Origin of the sequence: Rhodovulum sp. 12E13, assembly GCF_003340565.1 — a bacterium.
Taxonomy (GTDB): Bacteria; Pseudomonadota; Alphaproteobacteria; order Rhodobacterales; family Rhodobacteraceae; genus HLUCCA09.
Genome location: NZ_QPLK01000001.1, coordinates 1 through 22,066 on the forward strand (window position 1 = coordinate 1; position 22,066 = coordinate 22,066).

A 22,066-nucleotide genomic window follows, 5' to 3' on the forward strand; every position below is an offset into this window, starting at 1 on the left:
CTTCAACAAGCTCAAGCATTTCCGAAAGATCGCGACCCGCTACGAGAAGTCGGCCACCAACTACCTCGCCGCGGTCCTGATTGCCTGCTCCAGGCTCTGGGCCAGGCATTATGAGTCCGCATCCTAGGCCGTGCCGGCCCCGGCCCCGCCCTTGTGCCTGTGGGCTGCGCGGGTAAGGTGCGCGCTCCACCGGGGGAGGGGCCATGGCGCCGAAGGTCGGAATCATCATGGGCAGCCAGTCCGACTGGCCCACCCTGCGCGGCGCGGCCGACATCCTCGCCGAGCTCGACGTGCCGCACGAGGCGCGGATCGTCTCGGCCCACCGCACCCCTGACCGGCTCTGGCGCTACGGAGACCAAGCGGCCGGGCGCGGGCTGATGGCCATCGTCGCCGGGGCGGGCGGCGCGGCCCACCTGCCGGGCATGGTCGCCTCGAAGACACGGGTGCCGGTGATCGGCGTGCCGGTCCAGACCAGGGCGCTGGGCGGGCTCGATTCCCTGCTGTCCATCGTGCAGATGCCCCGCGGCTACCCCGTCGCGACCATGGCGATCGGCGCCGCCGGCGCGGTGAATGCCGGGCTGATGGCGGCACAGATCGTGGCGCTGTCCGACCCGGCGCTCGCCGGGCGGATCGAGGCGTGGCGCGCGGCGCTGACCGACTCGATCCCCGAGGAGCCCGTCGATGAGTGAGCCGCTTGCCCCGGGCAGCATGATCGGCATCCTCGGCGGCGGGCAGCTTGGACGGATGCTCTCGGTCGCGGCCGCGCGCCTTGGCTACCGCTGCCACGTCTACGAGCCGGGTGCCGCGCCCGCCGCCGACGTGGCCCATGTGGTCACCCGCGCACCCTACGAGGACGATTCGGCGCTCGCCGCCTTCGCCGGCGCGATCGACGTCGCGACCTACGAGTTCGAGAACGTGCCCGCAGCCGCGCTCGACGCGCTCGAGGCGCGGGTGCCCCTGCGCCCCGGCCGCCGCGCCCTCGCCACCGCGCAGGACCGGCTGGACGAAAAGACCTTTCTCGCCGGTCTCGGCCTCACCGTCGCGCCGTATGCCCCTGTCGATGACGCCGCCTCGCTCGACGCCGCCCTGGAGCGGATCGGGACACCCGCCATCCTCAAGACGCGCCGGCTGGGCTATGACGGCAAGGGGCAGGCGCGCATCGACCGCGCCGACGACGCGACCGCGGCGCTCGCCGCGATCGAGGGGGCGCCGGCGATCCTCGAAGGGGTCGTGCCGTTCTCCGCCGAGGTGTCGGTCATCGTGGCGCGGGGCCTTTCAGGCGAGGTCGCGGCCTACGACCCGGGCGAGAACGTGCACGAGGGCGGAATCCTGCGCCGCACGACCGTGCCCGCCCGCCTCACGACCGCGCGGCGCACCGATGCGGTGCTGCTGGCGGGACGGATCGCCACTGCGCTCGACTACGTCGGCGTGATGGGCGTCGAGCTGTTCGTCACGCCCGCCGGCCTCGTGGTCAACGAGATCGCGCCGCGAGTTCACAACTCGGGTCACTGGACGCAGAACGGCTGCGCGGTCGACCAGTTCGAGCAGCACATCCGGGCCATAGCGGGCTGGCCGCTCGGCGATGGACGGCGGCATGCCGACGTGACGATGGAGAACCTGATCGGCGACGACGTGTTCCGCGTGCCGGCGCTCGCCGCCGAGCCGGGCACGGCGCTTCACCTCTACGGCAAGGCCGAAGCGCGGCCGGGCCGCAAGATGGGGCACGTCAACCGCATCATGCCTCGCGCCTAGCCCGCGCCACCGCCCGATGCCTGCGCAGGGCGGGCAACGGGGCGAGGATCGGCGGCGCGTGACAGGCGCTCGCGCCGGGCGTCGGCTGGCCGTCGCGCCCACCGGGCGGGGAACGGCCCCGACCGAAAGAGCGCGGCCGCCGGCGCTCTGCACGAGGCGACGAGGCGGCCAGCCGCCCCCGGTCAGTGCCCGTGGTCAGCGCCCCCGGTCAGCGCGCCCGATCCAGCAGCCAGCCGGCGAGTTCGCCCAGCACCGCGTCGGAGGCGGTGGAGTAGCCATCGAGGATCGCCTCAGCCGAGGTGTCGGGCACCGGCACCGCTTGGCGGAAGGTGCGGCTCGCGATCACGGCGGCGTCGCGCTCGCGCACGAGCCGGGCGACCAGCGTCACCTCCACCGTTGCGGCCTCGCCCCCCGGCGCCACCACCGCCCCGAAATCGAGCAGCGTCGCCACGAGCGCGAGGTCGCCCGTCGCCGCCAGCGGCGCGCGTCCGACATGCGCGAACGCGCCGGTGCGCAGCGCGGTCTCGACCGTCGCGGTGCGCAGCATCTCGGGGGCTGGCGCGCTCCACCGCGCCTCGGGCAGGTAGGCGACCTGCGTCGGCCCGGGGCGCACGAGAATGCTTTCGGTGTCGATGGCGCCCCCCGTCGCGAACGGCTCGACCGTGAGTTCGAGGCCGGTGGCGCGCCCCGTGGGCACCTCGGCCGGAGCGCGCAATTCGTGCACGTCCTGCGGGGCGGACGCGCGGTCGAGCGCGGCGAGGGCGGCGCAGCCCGACAGGGCAAGGGGGGCCAGAAGAGGCAACAGGCGGATCATGGCGCGTCTCATCGTCTGAAGGCCGGCTCGCCGCGGCCGAGGAAGCGGGCGGGGTCGCGCTCGATCTGGCGCACGAGGTCGTCGAGGCGGTCGACCAGTTCGCGCGCCTCCCGGGCGAGGCGGGTGTATTGCGGCAGGCCCTCGGAGGCGAAGGCGCCGAGCGGCGGCGCGACCTCGCCCGCCGCCCGCTCCAGCCGGCCGAAGGCCGAGCTCGCGCTTTCTGCCGCCGCGCGCAGCTCCTCGGCGATGACGGGCGCATCCTCGGTCACGCTGGCGATGGCGTCGTCGAGGCTGGCGAGCGTGGCGCGCAGATCGCCCGCGAGCGCGCCCACCTCCTCGTTCAGCACCCGGTCGGCAGATGCAAAGGCGCCCTCGGCCGTGGTCAGCGCCGCCTCGCCGGTCTCGAGCGCGGAGTCGAGCCGGGCGAGCGTGCCGTTGGCCCGCTCGAACGTGTCGGCCACGGTGGCGAGCGTCTCCGACACGTCGGACGAGATCGCCTCGGCCCGGCTCGCGGCAGACGACAGGTCGGCGCTGACGCTCTCGACGGCCTCGGCGGCGGTGGCGGTGGCCTGCCGCACGTCGTCGAGGATGGCGGGCAGCTCGGTCTCGGCCACGGCGAGGGCCGCTTCGGCGACCGCGTCGGCGTCGGCGATCAGGTCGCGGGCCTCGGCCACCGCCTCGGTGCCCGCCCCGCTCACCAGCGTCTCGACGCTCACCGCCGCCGCCTCGACAGAGGCGGCGGCCTCCGTCGAGGCGGCGAGGGCGTCGTCGGCGGCGGCGATGGTGGCCTCGGCCTCGCGCAGGCGCTCGGAGGCGAGCGTGCCCGCGCTCCGCACCTCGTCGAGCGCGGTGCGCGCCTCGGCCGCCACCGCCTCGGCCTCGGCCCGCAGCGCGGCCATCGTCTCCTCGGCAGAGGTGGACAGGCGCGGCAGATCCTGCGTGACGAAGCCCTCCGCCGCGTCGAACGTTGCCTCGGCGCTGGCCAGAGCCGACTCGCCGGCGGCCAGCGTCTGCTCGGTGCGCGCGGCGAGCTCGCGCACCTGCGCCATGGTCGCGTCGGCCGATTCCAGCGTGGCGGTCGTGCGCGCCGACAGGGCGTCGAGCCCCTCGGTGAAGCGCGCGATATCGTCCGTGGCCTCGGCGACCGTCTGCGTGACGGACGAGAAGTCTTCGAGCGCGCGGTCGAAATTGGCCGACGAGGAGGCCACGTTCTCGAGGATGGCGCTCACCTGGTCCTGCGTTTCGGGGCCCAGCAGGTCGGAAATGCTGCGCGTGATGTCGAGCACCTCCTCGAAGATCAGCGGGGCGTCCTCGGTGAGCGTCTGCAGCGGCGAGCGGGACGAGGGGATGTCGGGGATCGGGTCTTCGGAAACCTCCGCGAGCAGCGGATCGCGCGGATTGCCCGCCGAGATCGCCACGTGCGAGACGCCGGTCACCCCGAGGCTCTCCACTGTTGCCACGCTCGACGTGCGGACCGGCGTTCCGGCCTGTATCTCGATCCGCACGCGCACCAGCCCCGTCTGTTCCTCATCGAGCGCCACCTCGACGACCTGCCCCACGGGCAGCCCAGCGAAGCGCACCTCCGAGGCGTTGGACAGGCCCGAAACCGAGGTGAACAGCACGTCGTAATAGTCGAACTGCCGGTCGAGCTCGACGCGCGCGAACCAGAGGAAAAAGCCGAGCATTCCGAGGAAGCCGGCGAGCGTGAACGCCCCGATCAGCAGGTAGTTGGCGCGGGTTTCCATCGGCCTCGCCTACCTCATCCCCGTCCGCGGCGCATCCTCCTTGCGCGCGGCGCGGGCGCGCGGGCCGCGAAAATACTCCTGAACCCACGGATGGTCGACCTCCAGCATGTCGTCGAGGGTGCCGGCCGCGAGCACACGCTTTTCGGCCAGCACCGCCACCCGGTCGCAGGCGGCATAGAGCGTGTCGAGGTCGTGCGTGACGAGGAACACCGTCAGCCCCAGCGAATGCGACAGGTCGCGGATCAACGCGTCGAAAGCCGCAGCCCCGATCGGGTCGAGGCCCGCGGTCGGCTCGTCGAGGAACACGATCTCGGGGTCGTGGGCCAGAGCGCGCGCCAGCCCCGCCCGCTTGCGCATGCCGCCCGACAGCTCGGCAGGGTACTTGTCGCCTGCATTCCAGGGCAGGCCCGACAGCGCGATGCGGAACCGCGCGAGGCCGTGCCGCGTCTCGGCCGAGAGGCCCGCGACCGAGCGCAGCGGCACCTCGACGTTCTCGACCACCGTGAGCGAGGAGAACAGCGCCCCGTCCTGGAACATCACCCCGATCCGGTGCGACAGCGCCTCGCGCGCGGCCTCGTCGCCGGCCAGCACATCGGTGCCCAGGAGCGTGATTCGGCCGGCGGCGGGGCGCTCCAGCCCCGCGATGGCGCGCAGCAGAACCGACTTGCCGGTGCCCGAGCCGCCGACCACGCCCAGGATCTCGCCGCGCCGCACGTCGAGGTCGAGCCCGTCATGCACCACGTGCCGGCCGAACTGCATGCGCAGGTCGCGCACCTCGATCACCGTCTCCGCCCCGCTCACATCCCGACCTGTTCGAAGAAGATCGAGAACAGCGCGTCGGCGACGATGACGGCAAAGATCGCCGCCACCACCGCGGCCGAGGTCATCCGCCCCAGCGATTCGGCCGTGTCGCCCACCCGCAGCCCCGCCTCGCAGCCGATCACCCCGATCAGCACGGCGAAGACGGGTGCCTTGATCATGCCGACGGTCAGGTTCGACACGTCCGTGCCCTCGGCCAGCCGGGTGACGAACATCGCCGGCGAGATGCCGAGCTCGAGCCACGCCATCAGGCCGCCGCCGAAGAGGCCCGCCAGGTTGGCGACAAGGCCGAGGATCGGCAGCATGAGCACGAGAGCCAGGATGCGCGGCACGATCAGCGCCTGCCCGGGGTCGATGCCCAGCGTGCGCATCGCGTCGATCTCCTGGCGCATCTTCATCGAGCCGATGGCGGCAGTATAGGACGAGGCCGTCCGCCCCGCCACGATGATCGCGGTCAGCAGGATGCCCAGTTCGCGCAGGATCGAGATCGAGATCAGTTCGACCACGAAGACCTCGGCCCCGAAGGGCCTGAGCTGCGCCGCCCCCTGGAAGGCGAGGACGATGCCGATCAGGAAGGCCATGAGCGCCACGATGGGCACCGCCCGCACGCCCGCGTCCTGGCAATGGTGGACAAGGGCGGTGAGCCGCAGTTCGCGCGGGCGGATCACGCACCGCGCCAGCCGCGCGACGAAGAGGCCGAGCACGCCGGTGAAGGCGGCCGCCGCCTGCGCCGTATCGACCACCTCGCGCCCCACCCGCTCCAGCCAGGCCGCGAAACCACGCCGGCCCGGCGCCTCGGTCGCCGGTACGGGCATCGCCTGCCGGACGGTCTCGAGGATGCGCGCGACCGAGTCGTTGGCGCCGACGATGGCAAGCTGCCCGCCGCCGTCCTCCATCCGGTCGGCGGTGGAGAGCAGCGCCCAGGCCACGCTGGTGTCGATGCGCCCGGCGCCCGAGAGGTCGATCTCGGCAGGCGCCCTGGCGTGCCATCCCGACAGCCGGCTCTCGATCTCGGGAAGGTCGGCAAGGCCGACCTCGCCCGAAAGGCTGAGGCTCTGCTCCCCCGCCCCGGTCTCGATCCGCCCCGCCGCCTGTGCCTTGCTCATTGCGCCGTTCTACGCCGCCCGCGGGCAGGAGGGAAAGCGCCTCCGCCGGCGGAGGGGCTAGCCCGAGGCGTCGTCGCAGGCCCGGCGCAGCGCGTCGCGCACGGCAGCGTCGATGTCGGCGGCACCGACGCCCTCCGTGCTGTCGGCCACGGCGTCGCGCGCCTTGAGATAGTGCCCCAGCACGCCCCATCGCTCGTAGACCCGGGCAAGGATGTCACCGCCGGTTGCCGTCGCATCGGCCGTGTCGATGAGCGTCTTCATGTCGCTGCGTGCCAGACGCTCCAGCGCGAAGCCGGGGCTGCACAGCTCCGCGTCGCTATAGCTCGCCCCGGCAGGCCCGGCGGCGAGCGCCGCGAGTCCGAGCATCGCCGCGACGTGCCCGGCGCATGCCCGGGCGCGGCTCATCCGAACAGCCGCGCCAGAAGGCCCCGGCGCTCGGGGGGCAGGGGAACGCCGGCGCAGGCCGACCGCCGCCGCCGCAGGAACGCCCAGACATCGGGCGCGATGTCGTCGAGATCGGTCTCGATGCGGCGAGCGGTGCGGGCAAAGTCGAACTCGGTGTCGAGCCAGTCGATCACGCCCGGGCCGAGTTGCGCGTCGGCGAGCGGACAGGCCCGGCGCAGCCGGCGGAAGGCCGTGGCGGCGTCGCGGGCGCCCACCCGCTCGAGATCGGTGGCGATGCGGTCGAGCCGTTCCACGCAATCGGGGCGTATCAACGTCTCCACGATGCCCCGGGGCCCTTGCGCCCGCCGGCGCCAGATCAGCGCAGTGAGCGCCGCGTCGAGGTCGCTGTCGCGCCCGTCGCAGCCCGCGAGAGCTGCCTCGGCGCGACCGAGTTCGGCAGGATCGTCGCCCGCCAGAAGGTCGTCGAGCGTCTGCTGCATGTCGCAAACGTATTACAATTGGCTGAAATGGCAAACGTGGGCGCCCCGGTCGCGCTGTCCGGTGCCCTCCGGGCCGGCGTCGGGGCGGCCGGGGTGACGCGCCCGCTGCACGGGTCGATCGACAGTCTGCGCTGGCCGTTTTGCGCCTCTGGCGTCACGTCGCGTGCTGCGCCATCCGCATGGGGCTGACGTGACGTCCGGGCACGGCTTGGCGGCGCGGCAGGCTCGGATTATTGCGGTCGCTCGACCCGCGTTCCGGAGGCCGCATGACGAGCACCGCAGAGACCAACATCGCCCGCACCATTGCCGCAGAGATCGCGGCGGCGCCCGCGCAGGTCGCGGCTGCCGTCGCGCTGCTCGACGAGGGTGCGACGGTGCCCTTCGTCGCGCGCTATCGCAAGGAGGCGACCGGCGGTCTCGACGACACGCAGCTTCGCGTGCTGGCCGACCGTCTGGCCTACCTGCGGGAGATGGAGGCGCGGCGCGAGACGATCCTTTCCTCGATCCGCGAGCAGGGAAAGCTGACCGACGAGCTCTCCCGTGCCATCGCCGGGGCCGAGACGAAGGCGGCGCTCGAAGACATCTACCTGCCTTACAAGCCCAAGCGCCGCACCAAGGCGATGATCGCCCGCGAGAACGGGCTCGAGCCGCTGCTGCGCGCCATCCAAGCCGATCGGGCGGCCGAGCCCGCGGCACTGGCCGAGGGGTATGTGTCGGAGGCCGTGCCCACGGCGAAGGAGGCGCTGACCGGCGCGCGCGACATCCTCGCCGAGGAACTGGCCGAGAATGCGGGGCTGCTGGGGCGGCTGCGCGCCTTCATGCAGGCCGAGGCGGTTGTCACGGCGACCGTCGTGCCCGGCAAGGAGGAGGCCGGCGCCAAGTTCTCCGACTATTTCGACCACCGCGAGGCATGGGCGACGATTCCTTCGCACCGGGCGCTCGCCATCCTGCGCGCCTCGAAGGAAGAGGTGGTGACGGTGGGCATCGTGCCGCCCGACGAGGCTGGAACGGCGCGCGCGGTGGGCATGATCGCGGCCGAGATCGGTACCGGGGGCGACGCGCCCGGCGACCGCTGGCTGCGCGAGGCCGCCGCCTGGACCTGGCGGGTGAAGCTGTCGCTTGCCATGTACATGGATCTCATGGGCGAGATGCGCCGCCGCGCCCACGAAGAGGCCATCGCCGTCTTCGCCCGGAACCTCAAGGATCTGCTGCTCGCCGCGCCGGCCGGCCCGCGCCCCACGCTCGGCCTCGACCCCGGCATCCGCACCGGGGTCAAGGCGGCGGTGGTCGACGCCACCGGCAAGGTGATCGAAACCGCCACGCTCTACCCCTTCAAGCCGCGGCAGGACGTGCGCGGCGCCGAGGCCGCGGTGCTCGACATGGTGCGCCGGCACGGGGTGGAACTGATCGCCATCGGCAACGGCACCGCCAGCCGCGAGACCGAGCGTTTCGTCGCCGACACGCTGCGGCTGTTGCCCGAGGGCATGTCGCGGCCCGTCAAGGTGATCGTCTCCGAGGCGGGCGCGTCGGTCTATTCCGCCTCCGAACTCGCGGCGCGCGAGTTTCCCGATCTCGACGTGTCGCTGCGCGGCGCCGTCTCGATCGCCCGCCGCCTGCAGGATCCGCTGGCGGAGCTGGTCAAGATCGAGCCGCAGTCGATCGGCGTCGGACAGTATCAGCACGACGTCGACCAGCGGCGTCTGGCGCAGGCGCTCGAGGCCGTGGTCGAGGATGCGGTGAACGCCGTCGGCGTCGATCTCAACACCGCGTCGGCCGCGCTGCTCTCGCACGTCGCCGGCCTGTCGCCGCGGCTGGCCGAGGCGGTTGTCGCCCACCGCGACGCGCACGGCGCCTTCCCCACGCGCAAGGCCCTGCTCAAGGTCGCGGGCCTCGGGCCCAAGGCCTTCGAGCAGGCGGCGGGCTTCCTGCGGATCACCGGCGGAGACGAGCCGCTCGACGCCTCCGCCGTCCACCCCGAGGCCTACGGCCTCGCCCGGCGGATCGTGGCCGCCTGCGGGCGCGACCTGCGCGAGATCATGGGCGACGGCGCGGCGCTGCGGGGGCTGCGCGCGGGGGACTTCGTCGACGACAAGTTCGGTCTGCCCACCGTGCGCGACATCCTCGCCGAGCTGGAAAAGCCGGGCCGCGACCCGCGCCCCAGCTTCAAGACCGCTGCCTTTGCCGACGGCGTGGAAGAGATCGGCGACCTGAAGCCGGGGATGCTGCTCGAAGGCACGGTGACCAACGTCGCGGCCTTCGGCGCCTTCGTCGATATCGGCGTGCACCAGGACGGGCTGGTGCATGTCAGCCAGCTCGCCGACCGGTTCGTGAAGGACCCGCACGAGGTGGTGAAGGCGGGCGACGTGGTGAAGGTGCGCGTGCTCGAGATCGACATCGCCCGCAAGCGCATCGGCCTGTCCATGCGGAGCCAGGCCGAGGCCGGCGCGCGAAAGCGCGATGGCGGCCGCGGCGAGACACGCGATGGGGCGCGCGACAAGGGCCGCGGCAAGGCAGGGCCGGGCCGGGGTGGGCCAGGCAAGGGCGGAGGCACGCCACGCGCGGCAGAGGAGGCGCAAGGTGCGTTCGGCGCCGCCCTGCGTGACGCCCTCAAGGGAAAGGACTGACGGCAGCGATCGTCTCGTCGGCGGCCCCGGCCCGCGTCGCGCGGCCCCGGCCGATTCGCACGTGCGGCGGCCACATGGCAGTCCGTGTCCGCGCGCTTGCGCGCGGGCCGGCTCAGGTCTCGTCGTCCCTGTAGGTAATGAGCAGCATCCAGGCGAGGTAGCCGCCGATCGCGGCAAAAATGATGGCCCAGCCGGAATTGCCGAGGCTCGCTTCCACCCCCGCCCAGCCGAAACTGACCACGACAAGCGCGACGCGCCGCCACTTGGGCCGGAAGAACGGGTGAGACGGGTCGAGCAGCTTCATCGGAGCACCCGCCGCGCTGCCCGACCGGCGCGCGCGCGGGCAAAGGCGGCGGCCAACCGGAGCGCGGGCCGCAGGGCGGCCACGCCAAGGCGCGGCACGGCGTGGATGCGCCCGGCGCGCGCCATCTGCCGCGCGCCCGCCACCGCGGGGTCGCCGCCCCCGGACACGCGGCCGGTGTCGGCCAGGAGTATCGTCTTCGGGCCGGTGCCCGCCATCAACCGGTCGATCTCGGCCTCCCTTTCGGCAACCGTGCCCGCCGGGTGATCCTAGCAGAGCGTGCTGCGCGCGTCGGCAGTGAAGTGCGCCGGCACCTCGAGGGCAAGGCAGAAGCGCGGCCAGGCTTCCTCGCGGCAGCGACCTGCAGCGGACCGCCCCGGTGCGATTGCCATGCACGGCCTTCGATGTCGCGCAGGGCCCGCGCGGCGCCGAGAGCGCAGGCGGCCCCAGGGGCATCCGGCGCTGCGTCTGCAACAGCGACAGGCGCATCGCCCTGCGAGCCTGGCGCGGCATCGGCCGCGCTGTCGTCGATGTCGATCATCACGGCCGCGATCCCGACATCTGTTTCGTGTCGCGTCGCCATTCTGCTCCCGCTCGCTGCCGTGGCAGACGATGCGATTTGCCAAGGCGCGCCGGCTTGCCCGGCAAGGCCCGGACGTCAGACACGCAGGCCGTCCGCGTCGAAGAAATGCACCGGCCCGTCGAACGCGAGGCCGACGCGCACCCCCGGCCGCAGGTCGGTGCCGCCCCCGAGGCGCGCGGTGATCCGGCCGAGTGGCCCTGCCTCCACGATGACGAACGTGTCGGCGCCGAGGAATTCTACAAGATCGACCTCGCCGTCGCAGGCGCCCTCACCCTCGGCCACGAGGCGCACATGCTCGGGCCGCACGCCCACATGCGCCGCCGCGCCGGGGCGGTCGAAGGCGCCGCCGCGCCCGCCCTCGAGCAGGTAGCGGCCTCCCTCTGTGCGGCAGGGCATCACGTTCATCCGGGGCGATCCGATGAACTGCGCGACGAAGAGATTGGCCGGCCGGTCGTACAGCTCGCGCGGGCTGCCGACCTGCGCAATCCGGCCGAAGTCGAGGACCACGATGCGGTCGGCCAGCGTCATCGCCTCGACCTGGTCGTGGGTGACGTAGATCATCGTCCGGGTCAGCGACTGGTGCAGCTTGGCGATCTCGTAGCGCATCTCGACGCGCAGGGCCGCGTCGAGGTTCGACAGCGGCTCGTCGAAGAGGAAGGCGGTCGGGTCGCGCACGATCGAGCGGCCGATCGCCACCCGCTGCCGCTGCCCGCCCGACAGCGCCTTTGGCCGCCGGTCGAGATAGTCGCCCAGCTTGAGGATGCGCGCGGCCTCGAGGACCTTCTCGTCGATCTCGGCCCTGGGCCGCCCGGCGGTCTTGAGCGCGAAGCCCATGTTCTCGCGCACGCTCATGTGCGGGTAGAGCGCGTAGGACTGGAACACCATCGTCAACCCGCGCTTCGACGGCGGGTCGGCTGTCACGTCGCGGCCGTCGATGGTCAGCCGGCCGCGGCTGATCTCCTCGAGCCCGCCGATCATGCGCAGCAGGGTCGATTTCCCGCAGCCCGAGGGGCCGACGAAGATGACGAATTCGCCGTCGCCGATCTCGAGGTCGACGCCCTTGATCACCTGCACGTCGCCGAACCACTTCTCGACGCCCTCGAGCCGGATCGCCCCCATGCTCACGCCCCCCTCGCGCGGGGCGAGGCCCATGCGAGCCAGACCGCCGCCGTCCAGGTAAAGGTGCCGCCGCCGGCGGGCGCGCCCGTCAGAGGGTCGAAATACTCCGCGAAGGCGTGCTCGGCGATCAGTTGCGCGGTGCGGCGGCGAAGCGCCTGCGCCTGCGCGGCATGGCCCATTTCGGCCAGCCCCAGCCCGATCAGCGCGTTCATGATCGCCCAGGTCGGCCCCCGCCAGTAGCGGCGCGCGTCGAACCTTGGATCCGCGGGGTCGAGGCTGGCCACAGGGTAGGGCACGCGGCCGAGCATCCCGTCGAACTTGGCCAGCATCCGCTCGTCGTCGACGCCGCCCAGCCAGCAGAGATACGAGGCGTTGGTCAGCGCGCCGGCGAAGGCGCCGGTGCCGAGGTCGCGCCCGTCATAGGCACCGATGGCGGGGTTCCACAGGCTTTCGGCGCCGCGCTCCAGCGTGCCGATCCACTCCCCGATCTCGGCCACGTCGCGCCCCAGGCCCCGGCCGAGGGCCGCGAGGTCGCGGCAGGCGCCCATCAGGATGAAGGTCATGCCGGGATCGGCCACGCGAAAGGGCGCGCCCTCCGCCATGGCGGCCTCGTCCCAGCCCAGCCGCCGTCCCCGCTCGACCAGCCAGATGTAGCGGTCGTAATCGGCCCTGGTGGGCCGCATCGAGGCATCGACATGGGCGGTGTCGCGGCGGGTGTAGGGCTGCACGCCCGCGGGCTCGATGGCGGCCATCGCCCCGTCCCAGTCGGGGGCGTTGTCGCGGCCCGCCTCCCAGGGATGGGTGACGAAGATCGCGCCGCCCTCGCAGCGCCACTCCATGAACCAGCGGTGCCACGCGAGCAGCGGCTCGAAGAGCGCCTCTGCCTCGGGGCGCCCGCGGTCCTTCTCCCACAAGCGCCGCACGAAGCTCGCGGCGACCGGCGGCTGGGTGATGCCGGACGAGGGCAGGGGGCCGCGCCCCGCCGTCCCCCACACGTCCGGCCCGGGAAAATAGCCGGGGTCGGGCCTGTGGAACAGGATGTGCGGCACCATCCCGTTCGGCCACTGGCCCGAGAACAGCCGCTCCACCTCCTGCCAGGCGCGGTCGAGATCGAACGCGGCGAAGCCCCAGGCCGCGACCATCGAATCCCAGTTCCACTGGTAGGGATAGAGGCCGTCGGTCGGCACGGTGTAGCCGCCCCGGTCGTTCAGGAGCAGGATCTCGCGGGCGCGCGCGTCGAGCGCCTGCACGTCGTTCAGGTCGCATTCGGTCATGGTCGGTTCCGTCTGTCGGGGGGCCTCATCCCTTCACGCTCCCCGCCGTCAGGCCCTTCGTCATGAACCGCTCGAGCGCGAGGAAGACGACCATGATGGGCACGGTGGCGACGACCGCGCCCGCCATCAGGTTCTGCCGGGGCACCTCGGAGCTGTCGAGCGCGGCGACGCCCCGCGTGAGAGTGAAGATCGAGGGATCGTCGAGCAGCATGAAGGCGAGCAGGAACTCGTTCCACGCGATCATGAACACGTAGAGCGAGACGGAGGCGAGCGCGGGCAGCGACAGGGGCAGCGTGATCTTCCAGATCACCTGCAGGCGGCTCAGCCCGTCCATCAGGCCGGCCTCCTCGACCTCGGCCGGCAGGCCCCGGAAATAGCCCTGCAGCATGTAGAGCGCGACCGGGATGGTCGTGACCGGGTAGATCATCACCAGCCCGAGGATCGTGTTGCGCAGCCCCGTCATCGAGAAGGCGATGTAGATCGGCAGCGCCAGCACGATCATCGGCACCATGTAGATCAGCAGGATCGAGCGCGAGAACGCCGCGCGCCCCCTGAACCGCAGCCGCGCCACCGCGTAGGCGCCGGGGATCGAGAACAGCAGCGTCAGGATCACCGTCAGGAGCGAGACGTAGGTCGACGTCCAGAGGTAGGTGCCGAAGTTGAAGTCGCGGAACAGCTCCCCATAGGCGCGGAACAGCGCCCAGCCCCGCGAGATGTCGATCGAGAAGTCGAGGGGGTTGGCCAGCAGCTCCGCCTGGTTCTTCAGGCTGGTCATCACCATGACGTAGAAGGGGATCAGCACGATCGCGACGAAGAAGATCGTGCCGACGCCGGTCAGCAGGCGGATGAGCGCGGCCTCGACCTCGTGCCGTGTCAGCGCGCCGGGGGCGAGGCCCCGCGTCATGCGCAGCGTGCCGGCGAGGGCGACGCCGGCGGTGGCGGCATGGCCCGCGAAAGCCGCCCACGGCGCGGCCGCGCCCGTCTGCAGCGGCCCGAGCCCGGCGATGCCGGCGCCCGCCATCAGCGCGGCGGCCACGGCGGCCGGCCCGCGCCCGTGAAGGGCGGCCGCGCCCAGCGCCGCGCCCCAGGCCAGCGACCACAGGCCCGAGGGGCGGAAGGCGCCTCCCGTGGCGAAGGCGAGCGTCACCGCGACGGTCAGCGCGATGACCCATGTCCAGACCACCCCGATGCCCGGCGCGGCCACGTATCCCCGACGGATCAGGCCCATGCCGCGCCCCCGTCTTCTTCTTGCTCCAAATATCCCGGGGGAGTCGCCGCGGTACGCGGCGACGGGGGCGGCGCCCCCGCCGTCGGAGCCGCCGGGCGGGCGCTCACAGCCCTTCCTCCCGGCTGATGTAGCGGAAGAACAGAACCGAGAAGAGCAGCAGGCACAGGAAGATCACCACCGCCACGGCCGCCCCGGCGCCGATGTTCGACACCGCGAAGGCCTGCTCGTAGACGTTGACGGTCAGCGTGCGGGTGCCCGCGTTGCCGCCCGTCAGCAGGAAGATGTCGTCGAACTTGTTGAAGGTCCAGATGAAGCGCAGCAGGAACAGAACCGTCAGGATGCCCATCAGCTGCGGCAGCGACAGATACCAGAATTTCTGGAAGGGCGAGGCGCCGTCCATGTCGGCGGCCTCGTAGATGTCGTCGGGCAACGACTGCATCCGGGCTAGGATGAACAGGAAGCAGAGCGGAAAGTAGCTCCACATCGCGAAGACGGTGACCATGATCAGCGCGAAGGGGCGCTGACCGAAGAAGTTGATCGCCTCGGCCGTCACGCCCATCTGGATCAGCAGCGCGTTGACCGAGCCCGAGAAGGGGTCGAACAGGATCACCCAGGTGAAGGCCACCGCGATGATCGGCGCCACGTAGGGAAACAGGAAGAGCCCCCGCAGCAGGCCCTGCCCCCGCACGTCGCGGTCGAGCAGCAGCGCGGCGAAGAGGCCGAGCACGATGGCGCCGATCGTGCCGAAGAAGGTGTAGAACAGCGTGATGCCGAGCGTCCGCCAGAATTCGCCGCCGTCGAAGACGCGGGCGAAGTTGTCGAGCGTGAAGTCGAGATTGGTCAGCACGTTGTCGGCGGTGCCCGTCAGGCGCGGTGCGCTCGCCGCGACGTCGCCGCCGTCGAGATAGGCCGCGCCCACGGTCACTGGGATCTCGACCGTCGCGCGCCAGCCGCCCTCGACGGTGCCGAAGTCGCAGGTGAGGCGCACGCCCTCCAGGGTGCAGGGCTCGGGCACGGGGCCGGCGACCTCCAGCCCGGGGGGCAGCGTGTCGGTTAGCATGACGCCGCGGATCTCGGCATCCTGGCTCGAGTTGCGCAGGCGATAGCGGATCTCGGCCGCGTCGCCCGGCGCCTCGGGCCGGCCGCGCAGATCCTCGCGCATCACCACCTCGGGCGGGCGCAGGTCGGCCAGGCCCACCGGCTTGAACGAGATCCAGAACACGGCGAGCAGCGGCAGCACCACCACCATCGCCACGATGAACAGCGTGGGAAACAGCATCCCCCAGGCCAGTCGCGCCTCGCGCCGCGCGAGCGGGCCGGTGCCCGCGGGCGGCACGGGTGCGGCGACGGCGGCCGCGTAGCGGTCGGCCCCGCTCGGTGGCGCGTCGCCGTCGGGGATCGTGTCGGTCATGGCCCGCCCTCCGGCCGGACGGGGCGCGGCGGGCTGCGCCGCCGCGCCCCACGCGGCGTCACTCGATGGCGCCCAGCTCCTCGTTCATCGCCGCCACGGCGGCCCGGGCGTCGATCTGGCCGTCGATGTACTGCCGCACGATGCGGTTGATCGCCTGGCTGTTGATCATCTTCGAGGCCAGCGCCAGCTGCCCCTCGGCCACGCCCCAGCGCTGCGCCACGTCGAGGCCGCCGACGATTTCCTCGATCATCGACGCCTCGTAGAGATCGCCCAGCGGCGCCTTGCGGTCGACGCCCACGGGCAGCGTCGCCCAGGCCTGCTCGAACCTGTCGGGGTCGTCGGGCGTGCCCTTCCGCACGGGGAACTTGCCCTCGGGCGCGATCGAAAGCGTCTGGGTATAGCCCTCGTCCATCGAGAACTTCACGAAGTCCATCGCGGCATCCGTGTCGGCATCGGCCGTGATCCCGAAATAGCGGATGTCGGCCCAGGCCGCGCCACCCTCGTTCGACGGGCCCGCGAAGTTGGTGACGATGCCCGTGCGCGAGGCCAGCTCGGGCGAGGTCGGGTCGTCGTTGATCGTGGGGGGCGCGCTGTCGCGCAGGCCGGCGAGCTCGTCGAGGATGAAGGGCGACCAGATGATCATCGCCGCGTCGCCTGCGAAGTAGAGCGTGCGCGACTGGTCCCAGTAGAGCTCGCCCGGCGGCGAAGCCTCTGCGATCGCCTTGTAGAACTCGAGCACCTCGGTCGTCGCGGCCTCGTCGAGGGGTGCGAAGCCGTTCTCGTCGACCGGCGAGACGCCGTTGGCGAGGAAGACGTGCTCGAGCACCTGGGACATGAAATTCTCGTCGACCTTGGTAGCGGCCACGAAGCCGTACATCTCGGGCGGGTTGTGCAGGGCCTCGACGGCGGCGAGCACGTTGGCGTAGCTGTTCGGCGGCTCGAGGCCCGCCTCGTCGAACAGGTCCTTGCGATAGACGATCATCTGCGTCCAGCCGTCGACGGGCACCGAGGCGTAGCCGCCCTCGACCGCGGCCATCTCGAGCGCGCCGGATGCGAAGGTGCCGGCGCCCAGATCCTCGATCACGTCGGTCGCGGCCTCGGTATCGAGGATACCCGCCTCGGCCCAGGGCAGGGCGTATTGCAGCGTGTGGTAGATCACGTCGGGCAGGTCGCCCGCAGCGAAGGCGGCGGTGGCGCGCGTGCCGAGATCGCTCTCGGTCACCGGGATCACCTCGACGGCGATGCCGGTCTGCTCCTCGAAGACGGCGGCCATCTCTTCCTGCTTGGCCAGCCGCTCGGGCTGTTCCTCGGTCGTCCAGAAGCGGATGTCGGCGGCGGCGGAGCCGGCGCTCAGCGCCAGCGCCATGGCCGCGCCGCCCATCAGGCGCGCGAGGGTCGGTCTGGATGCGTTCATGGTCGTCCTCCCTTGGTGTCGTGATGTCTTGATGTGGTGGCGGCGACTCGCCGGGCGAGCGCCGCGGAGCTCAGGGCCGGCGGCCCGTCCGAGCCGCGGGGGCAGAGCCGGGCGCGGGCGGTCTCGCGCAGGGCCTCGGGCGGCTCGCCCCGGATGCGACGGATCAGCAGCGCGGCGAGGCGTGCCCCTGCGGCGCGGTTGTCGACCTCGAAGGTGGTGAGCGGTGGCGCGACCCACGCGCCCTCGGGCACCCCGTCATAGCCGATCAGCGACAGGTCGCGGCCCACCATCAGGCCGGCCTCGCGTGCGGCCCGGTGGGCGCCGAGCGCGCCCATGTCGGTGGCGCAGACGAGCGCGGTGGGCGGCTCGGCCCCTGCGAGCAGGCGCGCGGTGCCGGCGGCCCCCGTTTCCATCGTGGTGGCGCCGTGGGTCTCGAGCGCGGGGTCGCATGGCAGCCCGAGCGTGGCCAGCGCGCGGCGGTAACCCTCGAGGCGCAGCGCGTTGTAGGCCAGCCCCGCGCCGCCGCCGAGATAGCCGATCCGCTGGTGGCCGTGGGCATGCAGGCGGCGCACCGCCTCGTCCATCGCGGCCTCGCCGAGCAGGTCGAACCAGGCGCAGCCGGTCGGGTCGCCGGTGCGCCCGAACAGCACGAAGGGCACGCCGGCGGCGCGCAGCAGGTCGATTCGCGGGTCGGAGAGCCGGGTGCGCGGCAGGATGAATCCGTCGGCCTTCCGCTCGGCGATCAGCCGGGTGAGCACCGCGCGGGTTTCGCCGTCGTCCTGCGCCGTGGCGATGGTGAGCGAGCAGTTCTCGGCGCTCGCCGCGGTGGTCAGCCCCGCAAGGAAATCGGCGAGGAAGGGGCGCTGCTCGTCGGGCTCGCCCACCTGCAGGACCAGACCTATGGCGCCCACACGCCCGGTGCGGATCGCCTTGGCCTGCGCCGAGGGGAGGTAGCCCATCCGCTCGGCCGCCTGGCGGACACGCTGCCGCGTGCGGTCCGAGATGTCGGGGTAGCCGTTCAGCGCGCGCGACACGGTGCCCTTGGATACCCCCAGCGCCTCGGCGACGTCGGTGATCGTCGCGCGCCGTGCGCCGGCGGCGGGCTGCCCGCTCCGCACGCCGTTCGGCGGCGCGTCGGTGAGCATCCGTCTTCCTCCCTGACTGCGACTGTTCGCACCGAAACCGGTTTCGGCAAGGGGCAAATGTGGGATTAGCCTCGCGGCGAGACAGCAGCACGGTTCCCGAAGGGCACCGGGCCAGCGGCGCACGGGCAGAGAGACGGCAGAAAAAGGTGAAGGGCCGACCTCGCGGTCGACCCTTCTCCCACGCGTCCTCGCACCGAACGCACTCTGAAAGGCCCACCATACTGATCGGGTCCTGTCAGAGGTACTGCACTCTCCCGGAGATTGCAAAGCTGCGCTGCGTCGAATTTGACGCGATTCCAGTATGTTCGGCGCGCCCCGTCGTGCGGGCTGTCAGGCGTATACGCCTTGCTTGCCGAAATGCGTCGTCAACAGATAATAGACCACCGCGCGATACTTGTTGCGCTCCGATTTGCCGTAGAGTTCAATCACCGTGTCGATGGCGGCGTCGAGCTCGGGGCCGTCGGGCAGGCCGAGCTTGCCGATCAGGAAGTTCTTGCGCACCGTCTCGATCTCGCCCGGCTGCGTGGCCGCCACCGTCTCGGAATCGGCGTTGTAGATCGAGGGGCCGAGACCGATGACCACCTTGGTCAGCAGGTCCATGTCGGGCTCGACCCCGCATTTCGTGCGCAGGTCGCCCGCGTACTTCTCGATCAATTCGTCGCGCTGGCTCATTGTCTCTGATCTCCCTTGACCGGCAGCCTTGCCGCAGGGGCAAGAATGACCGCCACGAATCGCTCGCTCAAGCGTTAATGCAATCCTCCGGCGGAATTCGGCGTGGGCGGGGCGCGGGCTCAGCCGCGGCCGTAGACGTCTTCGTAGCGCACGATGTCGTCCTCGCCGAGGTAGGAGCCGGTCTGCACCTCGATGAGATACATCGGCAGGCGCCCGGGGTTGGCCATGCGGTGCACCATGCCGAGCGGGATGTAGACCGACTGGTTCTCGCTCAGCAGGCGGGTCTCGTCGCCGATCGTGACCTCGGCGGTGCCCGCGACCACCACCCAGTGCTCGGAGCGGTGCATGTGCGATTGCAGCGACAGCACGCCGCCCGGACGCACCATGATCCGCTTCACCTGAAAGCGGGCGTCGATGCACAGCGTCTCGTACCACCCCCACGGTCGGTGAAAGCGGGGATAGTCGTCGGCCTGCCGCACCTGCGCGTCGCGCAGGGCCGAGACGACCTGCTTGACCTCCTGCGCGCGGTGACGGTCGGCCACCAGCACCGCGTCGCGCATCGCCACGGCAACCACATCCTGCAGGCCAAGGCCGACAAGGTGCATGCCCGGCTCTTCCGAGCGCAGGTAGGACCCGGTGCAGCCGAGTGCGGTCGCCGGGCCGAGGGTCACGTTGCCGTCGCCGTCGGCCTCCGGCTCCGCGGCCTGCCAGAGCGCGTCCCACGCCCCGAGATCGGACCAGGGGCAGTCGAGCGGAACGGCTGCGACGCGCTCGGCCTTCTCCATGATGGCGAAGTCGATGGAGATGGCGCGCGCCTGCCGGAACGGCTCCTCGGCGAGACGGAAGATCGACAGGTCGTCCTCGCCGCTCTCGACGGCCGCGCGCACCGGCGCCACGAGGTCGGGCGCGTGCGCGTCGAAGGCTGCGAGAAGGTCCCGCACCCGGAACAGGAAGATGCCCGCGTTCCAGAGATAGGTGCCAGCGGCGAGGAAACGGCCTGCCGTCTCGGCATCGGGCTTTTCGCGGAAGCTCTTGAGCGGAATGGGCGTGCAGCCCGCGGGCGCGGCCGAAAGTTCGAGATAGCCGTAGCCCGTCTCGGGCCGGTCGGGCGCGATGCCGAAGGTAACGAGGACACCCTCGCGCGCGGCCTCGGCCCCGGCCGCGACCGCCGCGGCGAAACGCTCGGGCGCGCCGATGACGTGGTCGGAGGGGGCGACGAGCATCAGCGCGTCCTCGCCTTCCTCGGCCTCGCGGGCGATCATCAGCGCGGCGGCGAGGATGGCGGGCGCCGTGTCGCGGCCCACCGGCTCGACCACGACGCGGGCGTCGGTCTGGCCGATCCCGGCCGCCTGCTGCGCGGCGAGAAAGCGGAAATCGACGTTGGTGATGGCGACAGGGCGGGTGAAGTCGGGCCCGGCGAGGCGGCGGAGCGTCGACTGGTAGAGGCTCTCCTGCCCGAGAAGCGGCGCGAACTGCTTCGGGAACGCCTTGCGCGAGGCAGGCCAGAGCCGCGTGCCTGAGCCGCCGCAGAGAATGACGGGGTGGATCATGTGGCCTTCCTTCGCCGTGCCGCTTCCGGCTGCCAATGCCACGACCCGGCTGCGCTGTCACCCTGCAGGGCTGCCGGCGTGGGCGGTAGGGCGCTGTCCGTTGCAGCGGCGGCCCCTTTCGGCCCCGCCGGCCGCGTTCGCCCGGTGCTCACTCATCCGCTCCGGTCTGCAGGAATCGCGGCGGGGCGCCATCGGGCGTGAACACCGCCGCCGTCAGCCGCCCCGACCGCCACGCGCCCGTGTCGACGGCGACATGCCCGGCGCGCACCCGCGGCTCGGGCACGATGGTGTGTCCGTGCACCACCCAGGCCCCGTCGGTCCGGGCGACCGGGCTGCGCCCGGGCCGCGCCCAGGTCAGCGTTTCGGGGTCCTGCGCCTCCATCGGCTTTTCCGGATCGGTCAGCGCATGCACCGCCACAAGGTCGCCCGAGCGCCACCAGAGCGGCCGCCCGGCGAGCCACGCCCGGAGGTCGTCGCCCAGCGCCCCGGCGAGGCGCGCGGCGAGGTGCGCGGCCTCCCCTGCATCTGACGCGGCCCGGCCGGGGAGGAGGCCATAGCTGTAGACCGTCTCCTGCCCGCCGACCGCGAGCCAGTGCGCCGCGGCCTCGGGGTCGTCGAGGAAGGCAAGCAGCATCCGGTCGTGGTTTCCCGCGAGGCACGTGACATGCGCCGCGGCCTCGTCGACCGCCTTCAATCGGTCGAGCAGGGCGGCGCTGTCGGGGCCGCGGTCGATGTAGTCGCCGAGAAAGACGAGGTCGTGGGGCGCCCCGCCGGCATCGTCGGCCACCGCCTCGAGCATCGCCTCGAGCAGGTCGAGCCGGCCGTGCAGGTCGCCCACCGCGTAGGTCGGTCGCGCGGGGCGGGGCGGCCGGGGCGGGGGCGCCGCGCGCCGTGACAGGAGCCGGCGCAGGATCATCGCGCCGGCCCCTGATCGAGCGCGATGCCCAGCACCCAGCCCGCGAGGAAGCCGCCGAGGTGGGTCTGCCAGGCAAGTTGTCCCGCGAGCAGCACGTGCAGCGCCACGTTGACCGCCAGCAGCAGCAGAACCGCGCGCCCGGCGAAGCGAAGGGCGTCGCGGAGCGTGGGCTGGTCTTCCCACATCCACGCGAGCAGGGCGCCCGCGAGGCCGAACAGGGCGCCCGAGGCGCCGACCATCGGCTGCCCCGACTGCGCCAGAAGGCCGAACACGCCGGCGCCCCCGACCGCCGCGCCGAGATAGATGGCCGAGAAGCGCCAAGGGCCCACGCGCTCCAGCGTGGCGAGGCCGAGCGACCAGAGCGTGACCATGTTGAGCGCGAGGTGCCCCAGCCCGCCGTGCAGGAAGGCGTAGGTCAGGAACATCGCCTCGGTCTGCCCGGGGTAATTCGCCTGCCAGTCGCGCAGGAGCCCCGGCCAGAAGGCGCCATGCTCGTAGGCCCAGCCGCGCAGGCGGGGCCTGCCGAGCAGCCCCTCGTCGCCTGCCACGAGCGCCAGCTCGACGCCGACGCATATCACGGTCAGGCCGGCGAGGATCGCCAGGCCGGCCCTGTCAGGCCCGTGCCCGGCCGGGCCGCCGCGGTCGATCATGAGGGATGCGCGCCACGTCATGGGAGATCATTGGGGGCAGGCGGCGCCGGCGGCAAGGG

At 72.1% G+C, this 22,066-nt stretch carries 21 protein-coding genes and 1 pseudogene; 4 read left to right on the top strand and 18 right to left on the bottom strand.

The window, feature by feature from the left end:
- The 3 genes and pseudogenes from DLJ49_RS22265 to DLJ49_RS00015 all read left to right on the top strand — a co-directional run.
- A pseudogene (locus DLJ49_RS22265) lies at positions 1 to 127 on the top strand (IS5/IS1182 family transposase); the annotation flags it as partial.
- A gap of 76 nt (positions 128 to 203) precedes the next feature.
- Positions 204 to 689: a 5-(carboxyamino)imidazole ribonucleotide mutase gene (gene purE / locus DLJ49_RS00010; protein ID WP_115391466.1), complete on the top strand. Its 486-nt coding sequence runs from the start codon at positions 204 to 206 to the stop codon at positions 687 to 689.
- Positions 682 to 1,752 carry a 5-(carboxyamino)imidazole ribonucleotide synthase gene (locus DLJ49_RS00015; protein ID WP_115391467.1) on the top strand — a complete coding sequence of 357 codons (1,071 nt, stop codon included), beginning with the start codon at positions 682 to 684 and terminating at the stop codon, positions 1,750 to 1,752. The genes purE and DLJ49_RS00015 overlap by 8 nt, the downstream gene beginning before the upstream one ends.
- 208 nt (positions 1,753 to 1,960) lie before the next feature.
- On the opposite strand, the gene DLJ49_RS00020 is transcribed toward DLJ49_RS00015, so the two are convergent.
- From DLJ49_RS00020 to DLJ49_RS00045, 6 genes are read right to left on the bottom strand one after another with little or no spacing between them, the layout of a single operon-like run.
- Entirely contained in the window at positions 1,961 to 2,566 is a 606-nt protein-coding gene (locus DLJ49_RS00020) for an ABC-type transport auxiliary lipoprotein family protein (RefSeq protein ID WP_158547349.1), read from the bottom strand.
- 8 nt (positions 2,567 to 2,574) lie between these two features.
- Positions 2,575 to 4,311, bottom strand: coding sequence for an MlaD family protein (locus DLJ49_RS00025; protein WP_115391469.1), 1,737 nt, complete (start codon positions 4,309 to 4,311; stop codon positions 2,575 to 2,577).
- 9 nt (positions 4,312 to 4,320) lie between these two features.
- Complete coding sequence (locus tag DLJ49_RS00030; RefSeq protein WP_115391763.1) at positions 4,321 to 5,070, bottom strand: ABC transporter ATP-binding protein; 750 nt, start codon at positions 5,068 to 5,070, stop codon at positions 4,321 to 4,323.
- A 38-nt stretch (positions 5,071 to 5,108) separates the two neighbouring features.
- Positions 5,109 to 6,236, bottom strand: a complete 1,128-nt coding sequence (locus tag DLJ49_RS00035; RefSeq protein ID WP_115391470.1) for an MlaE family lipid ABC transporter permease subunit — start codon at positions 6,234 to 6,236, stop codon at positions 5,109 to 5,111.
- 57 nt (positions 6,237 to 6,293) lie between these two features.
- Positions 6,294 to 6,602 (bottom strand): hypothetical protein, encoded by a 309-nt coding sequence (locus DLJ49_RS00040; protein WP_147277243.1) that lies wholly within the window; start codon positions 6,600 to 6,602, stop codon positions 6,294 to 6,296.
- 35 nt (positions 6,603 to 6,637) lie between these two features.
- A complete protein-coding gene (locus DLJ49_RS00045; protein WP_115391472.1) occupies positions 6,638 to 7,120 on the bottom strand; it encodes a hypothetical protein in 483 nt (160 codons plus the stop codon).
- Positions 7,121 to 7,386: 266 nt separating this feature from the next.
- On the opposite strand from DLJ49_RS00045, the gene DLJ49_RS00050 reads away from it, so the two are divergent.
- Complete coding sequence (locus DLJ49_RS00050) at positions 7,387 to 9,744, top strand: Tex family protein (protein WP_115391473.1); 2,358 nt, start codon at positions 7,387 to 7,389, stop codon at positions 9,742 to 9,744.
- Positions 9,745 to 9,856: 112 nt separating this feature from the next.
- Here the strand turns inward: DLJ49_RS00050 and DLJ49_RS00055 are convergent, their stop codons facing one another.
- The 12 genes from DLJ49_RS00055 to DLJ49_RS00110 form a co-directional block, all read right to left on the bottom strand.
- On the bottom strand, positions 9,857 to 10,048 hold the full coding sequence (locus DLJ49_RS00055) for a hypothetical protein (RefSeq protein ID WP_115391474.1): 192 nt from the start codon (positions 10,046 to 10,048) through the stop codon (positions 9,857 to 9,859).
- The gene (locus tag DLJ49_RS22000) at positions 10,045 to 10,263 is read right to left on the bottom strand and encodes a hypothetical protein (protein ID WP_199533246.1); all 219 of its coding nucleotides are present in this window, start codon (positions 10,261 to 10,263) and stop codon (positions 10,045 to 10,047) included. The genes DLJ49_RS00055 and DLJ49_RS22000 overlap by 4 nt, the downstream gene beginning before the upstream one ends.
- Before the next feature lie 440 nt (positions 10,264 to 10,703).
- The gene (locus DLJ49_RS00065; protein WP_115391764.1) at positions 10,704 to 11,747 is read right to left on the bottom strand and encodes an ABC transporter ATP-binding protein; all 1,044 of its coding nucleotides are present in this window, start codon (positions 11,745 to 11,747) and stop codon (positions 10,704 to 10,706) included.
- 2 nt (positions 11,748 to 11,749) lie between these two features.
- Complete coding sequence (locus DLJ49_RS00070) at positions 11,750 to 13,021, bottom strand: MGH1-like glycoside hydrolase domain-containing protein (protein ID WP_199533248.1); 1,272 nt, start codon at positions 13,019 to 13,021, stop codon at positions 11,750 to 11,752.
- A 25-nt stretch (positions 13,022 to 13,046) separates the two neighbouring features.
- A complete protein-coding gene (locus tag DLJ49_RS00075) occupies positions 13,047 to 14,249 on the bottom strand; it encodes a carbohydrate ABC transporter permease (protein ID WP_115391475.1) in 1,203 nt (400 codons plus the stop codon).
- Positions 14,250 to 14,352: 103 nt separating this feature from the next.
- A complete protein-coding gene (locus tag DLJ49_RS00080; protein ID WP_115391476.1) occupies positions 14,353 to 15,660 on the bottom strand; it encodes a sugar ABC transporter permease in 1,308 nt (435 codons plus the stop codon).
- A gap of 58 nt (positions 15,661 to 15,718) precedes the next feature.
- Entirely contained in the window at positions 15,719 to 17,074 is a 1,356-nt protein-coding gene (locus tag DLJ49_RS00085; RefSeq protein WP_199533250.1) for an ABC transporter substrate-binding protein, read from the bottom strand.
- Positions 17,071 to 18,219: a LacI family DNA-binding transcriptional regulator gene (locus DLJ49_RS00090; protein WP_115391477.1), complete on the bottom strand. Its 1,149-nt coding sequence runs from the start codon at positions 18,217 to 18,219 to the stop codon at positions 17,071 to 17,073. Before DLJ49_RS00090 ends, DLJ49_RS00085 begins: the two co-directional genes overlap by 4 nt.
- A 330-nt stretch (positions 18,220 to 18,549) precedes the next feature.
- Complete coding sequence (locus DLJ49_RS00095) at positions 18,550 to 18,891, bottom strand: DUF2853 family protein (RefSeq protein WP_115391478.1); 342 nt, start codon at positions 18,889 to 18,891, stop codon at positions 18,550 to 18,552.
- 119 nt (positions 18,892 to 19,010) lie between these two features.
- Positions 19,011 to 20,441, bottom strand: coding sequence for a mannose-1-phosphate guanylyltransferase/mannose-6-phosphate isomerase (locus DLJ49_RS00100; RefSeq protein WP_115391479.1), 1,431 nt, complete (start codon positions 20,439 to 20,441; stop codon positions 19,011 to 19,013).
- Positions 20,442 to 20,589: 148 nt separating this feature from the next.
- A complete protein-coding gene (locus DLJ49_RS00105; RefSeq protein WP_115391480.1) occupies positions 20,590 to 21,357 on the bottom strand; it encodes a metallophosphoesterase in 768 nt (255 codons plus the stop codon).
- Positions 21,354 to 22,028 carry a rhomboid family intramembrane serine protease gene (locus DLJ49_RS00110; protein WP_233488566.1) on the bottom strand — a complete coding sequence of 225 codons (675 nt, stop codon included), beginning with the start codon at positions 22,026 to 22,028 and terminating at the stop codon, positions 21,354 to 21,356. The genes DLJ49_RS00105 and DLJ49_RS00110 overlap by 4 nt, the downstream gene beginning before the upstream one ends.
- Between the last annotated feature and the right edge of the window lie 38 nt (positions 22,029 to 22,066).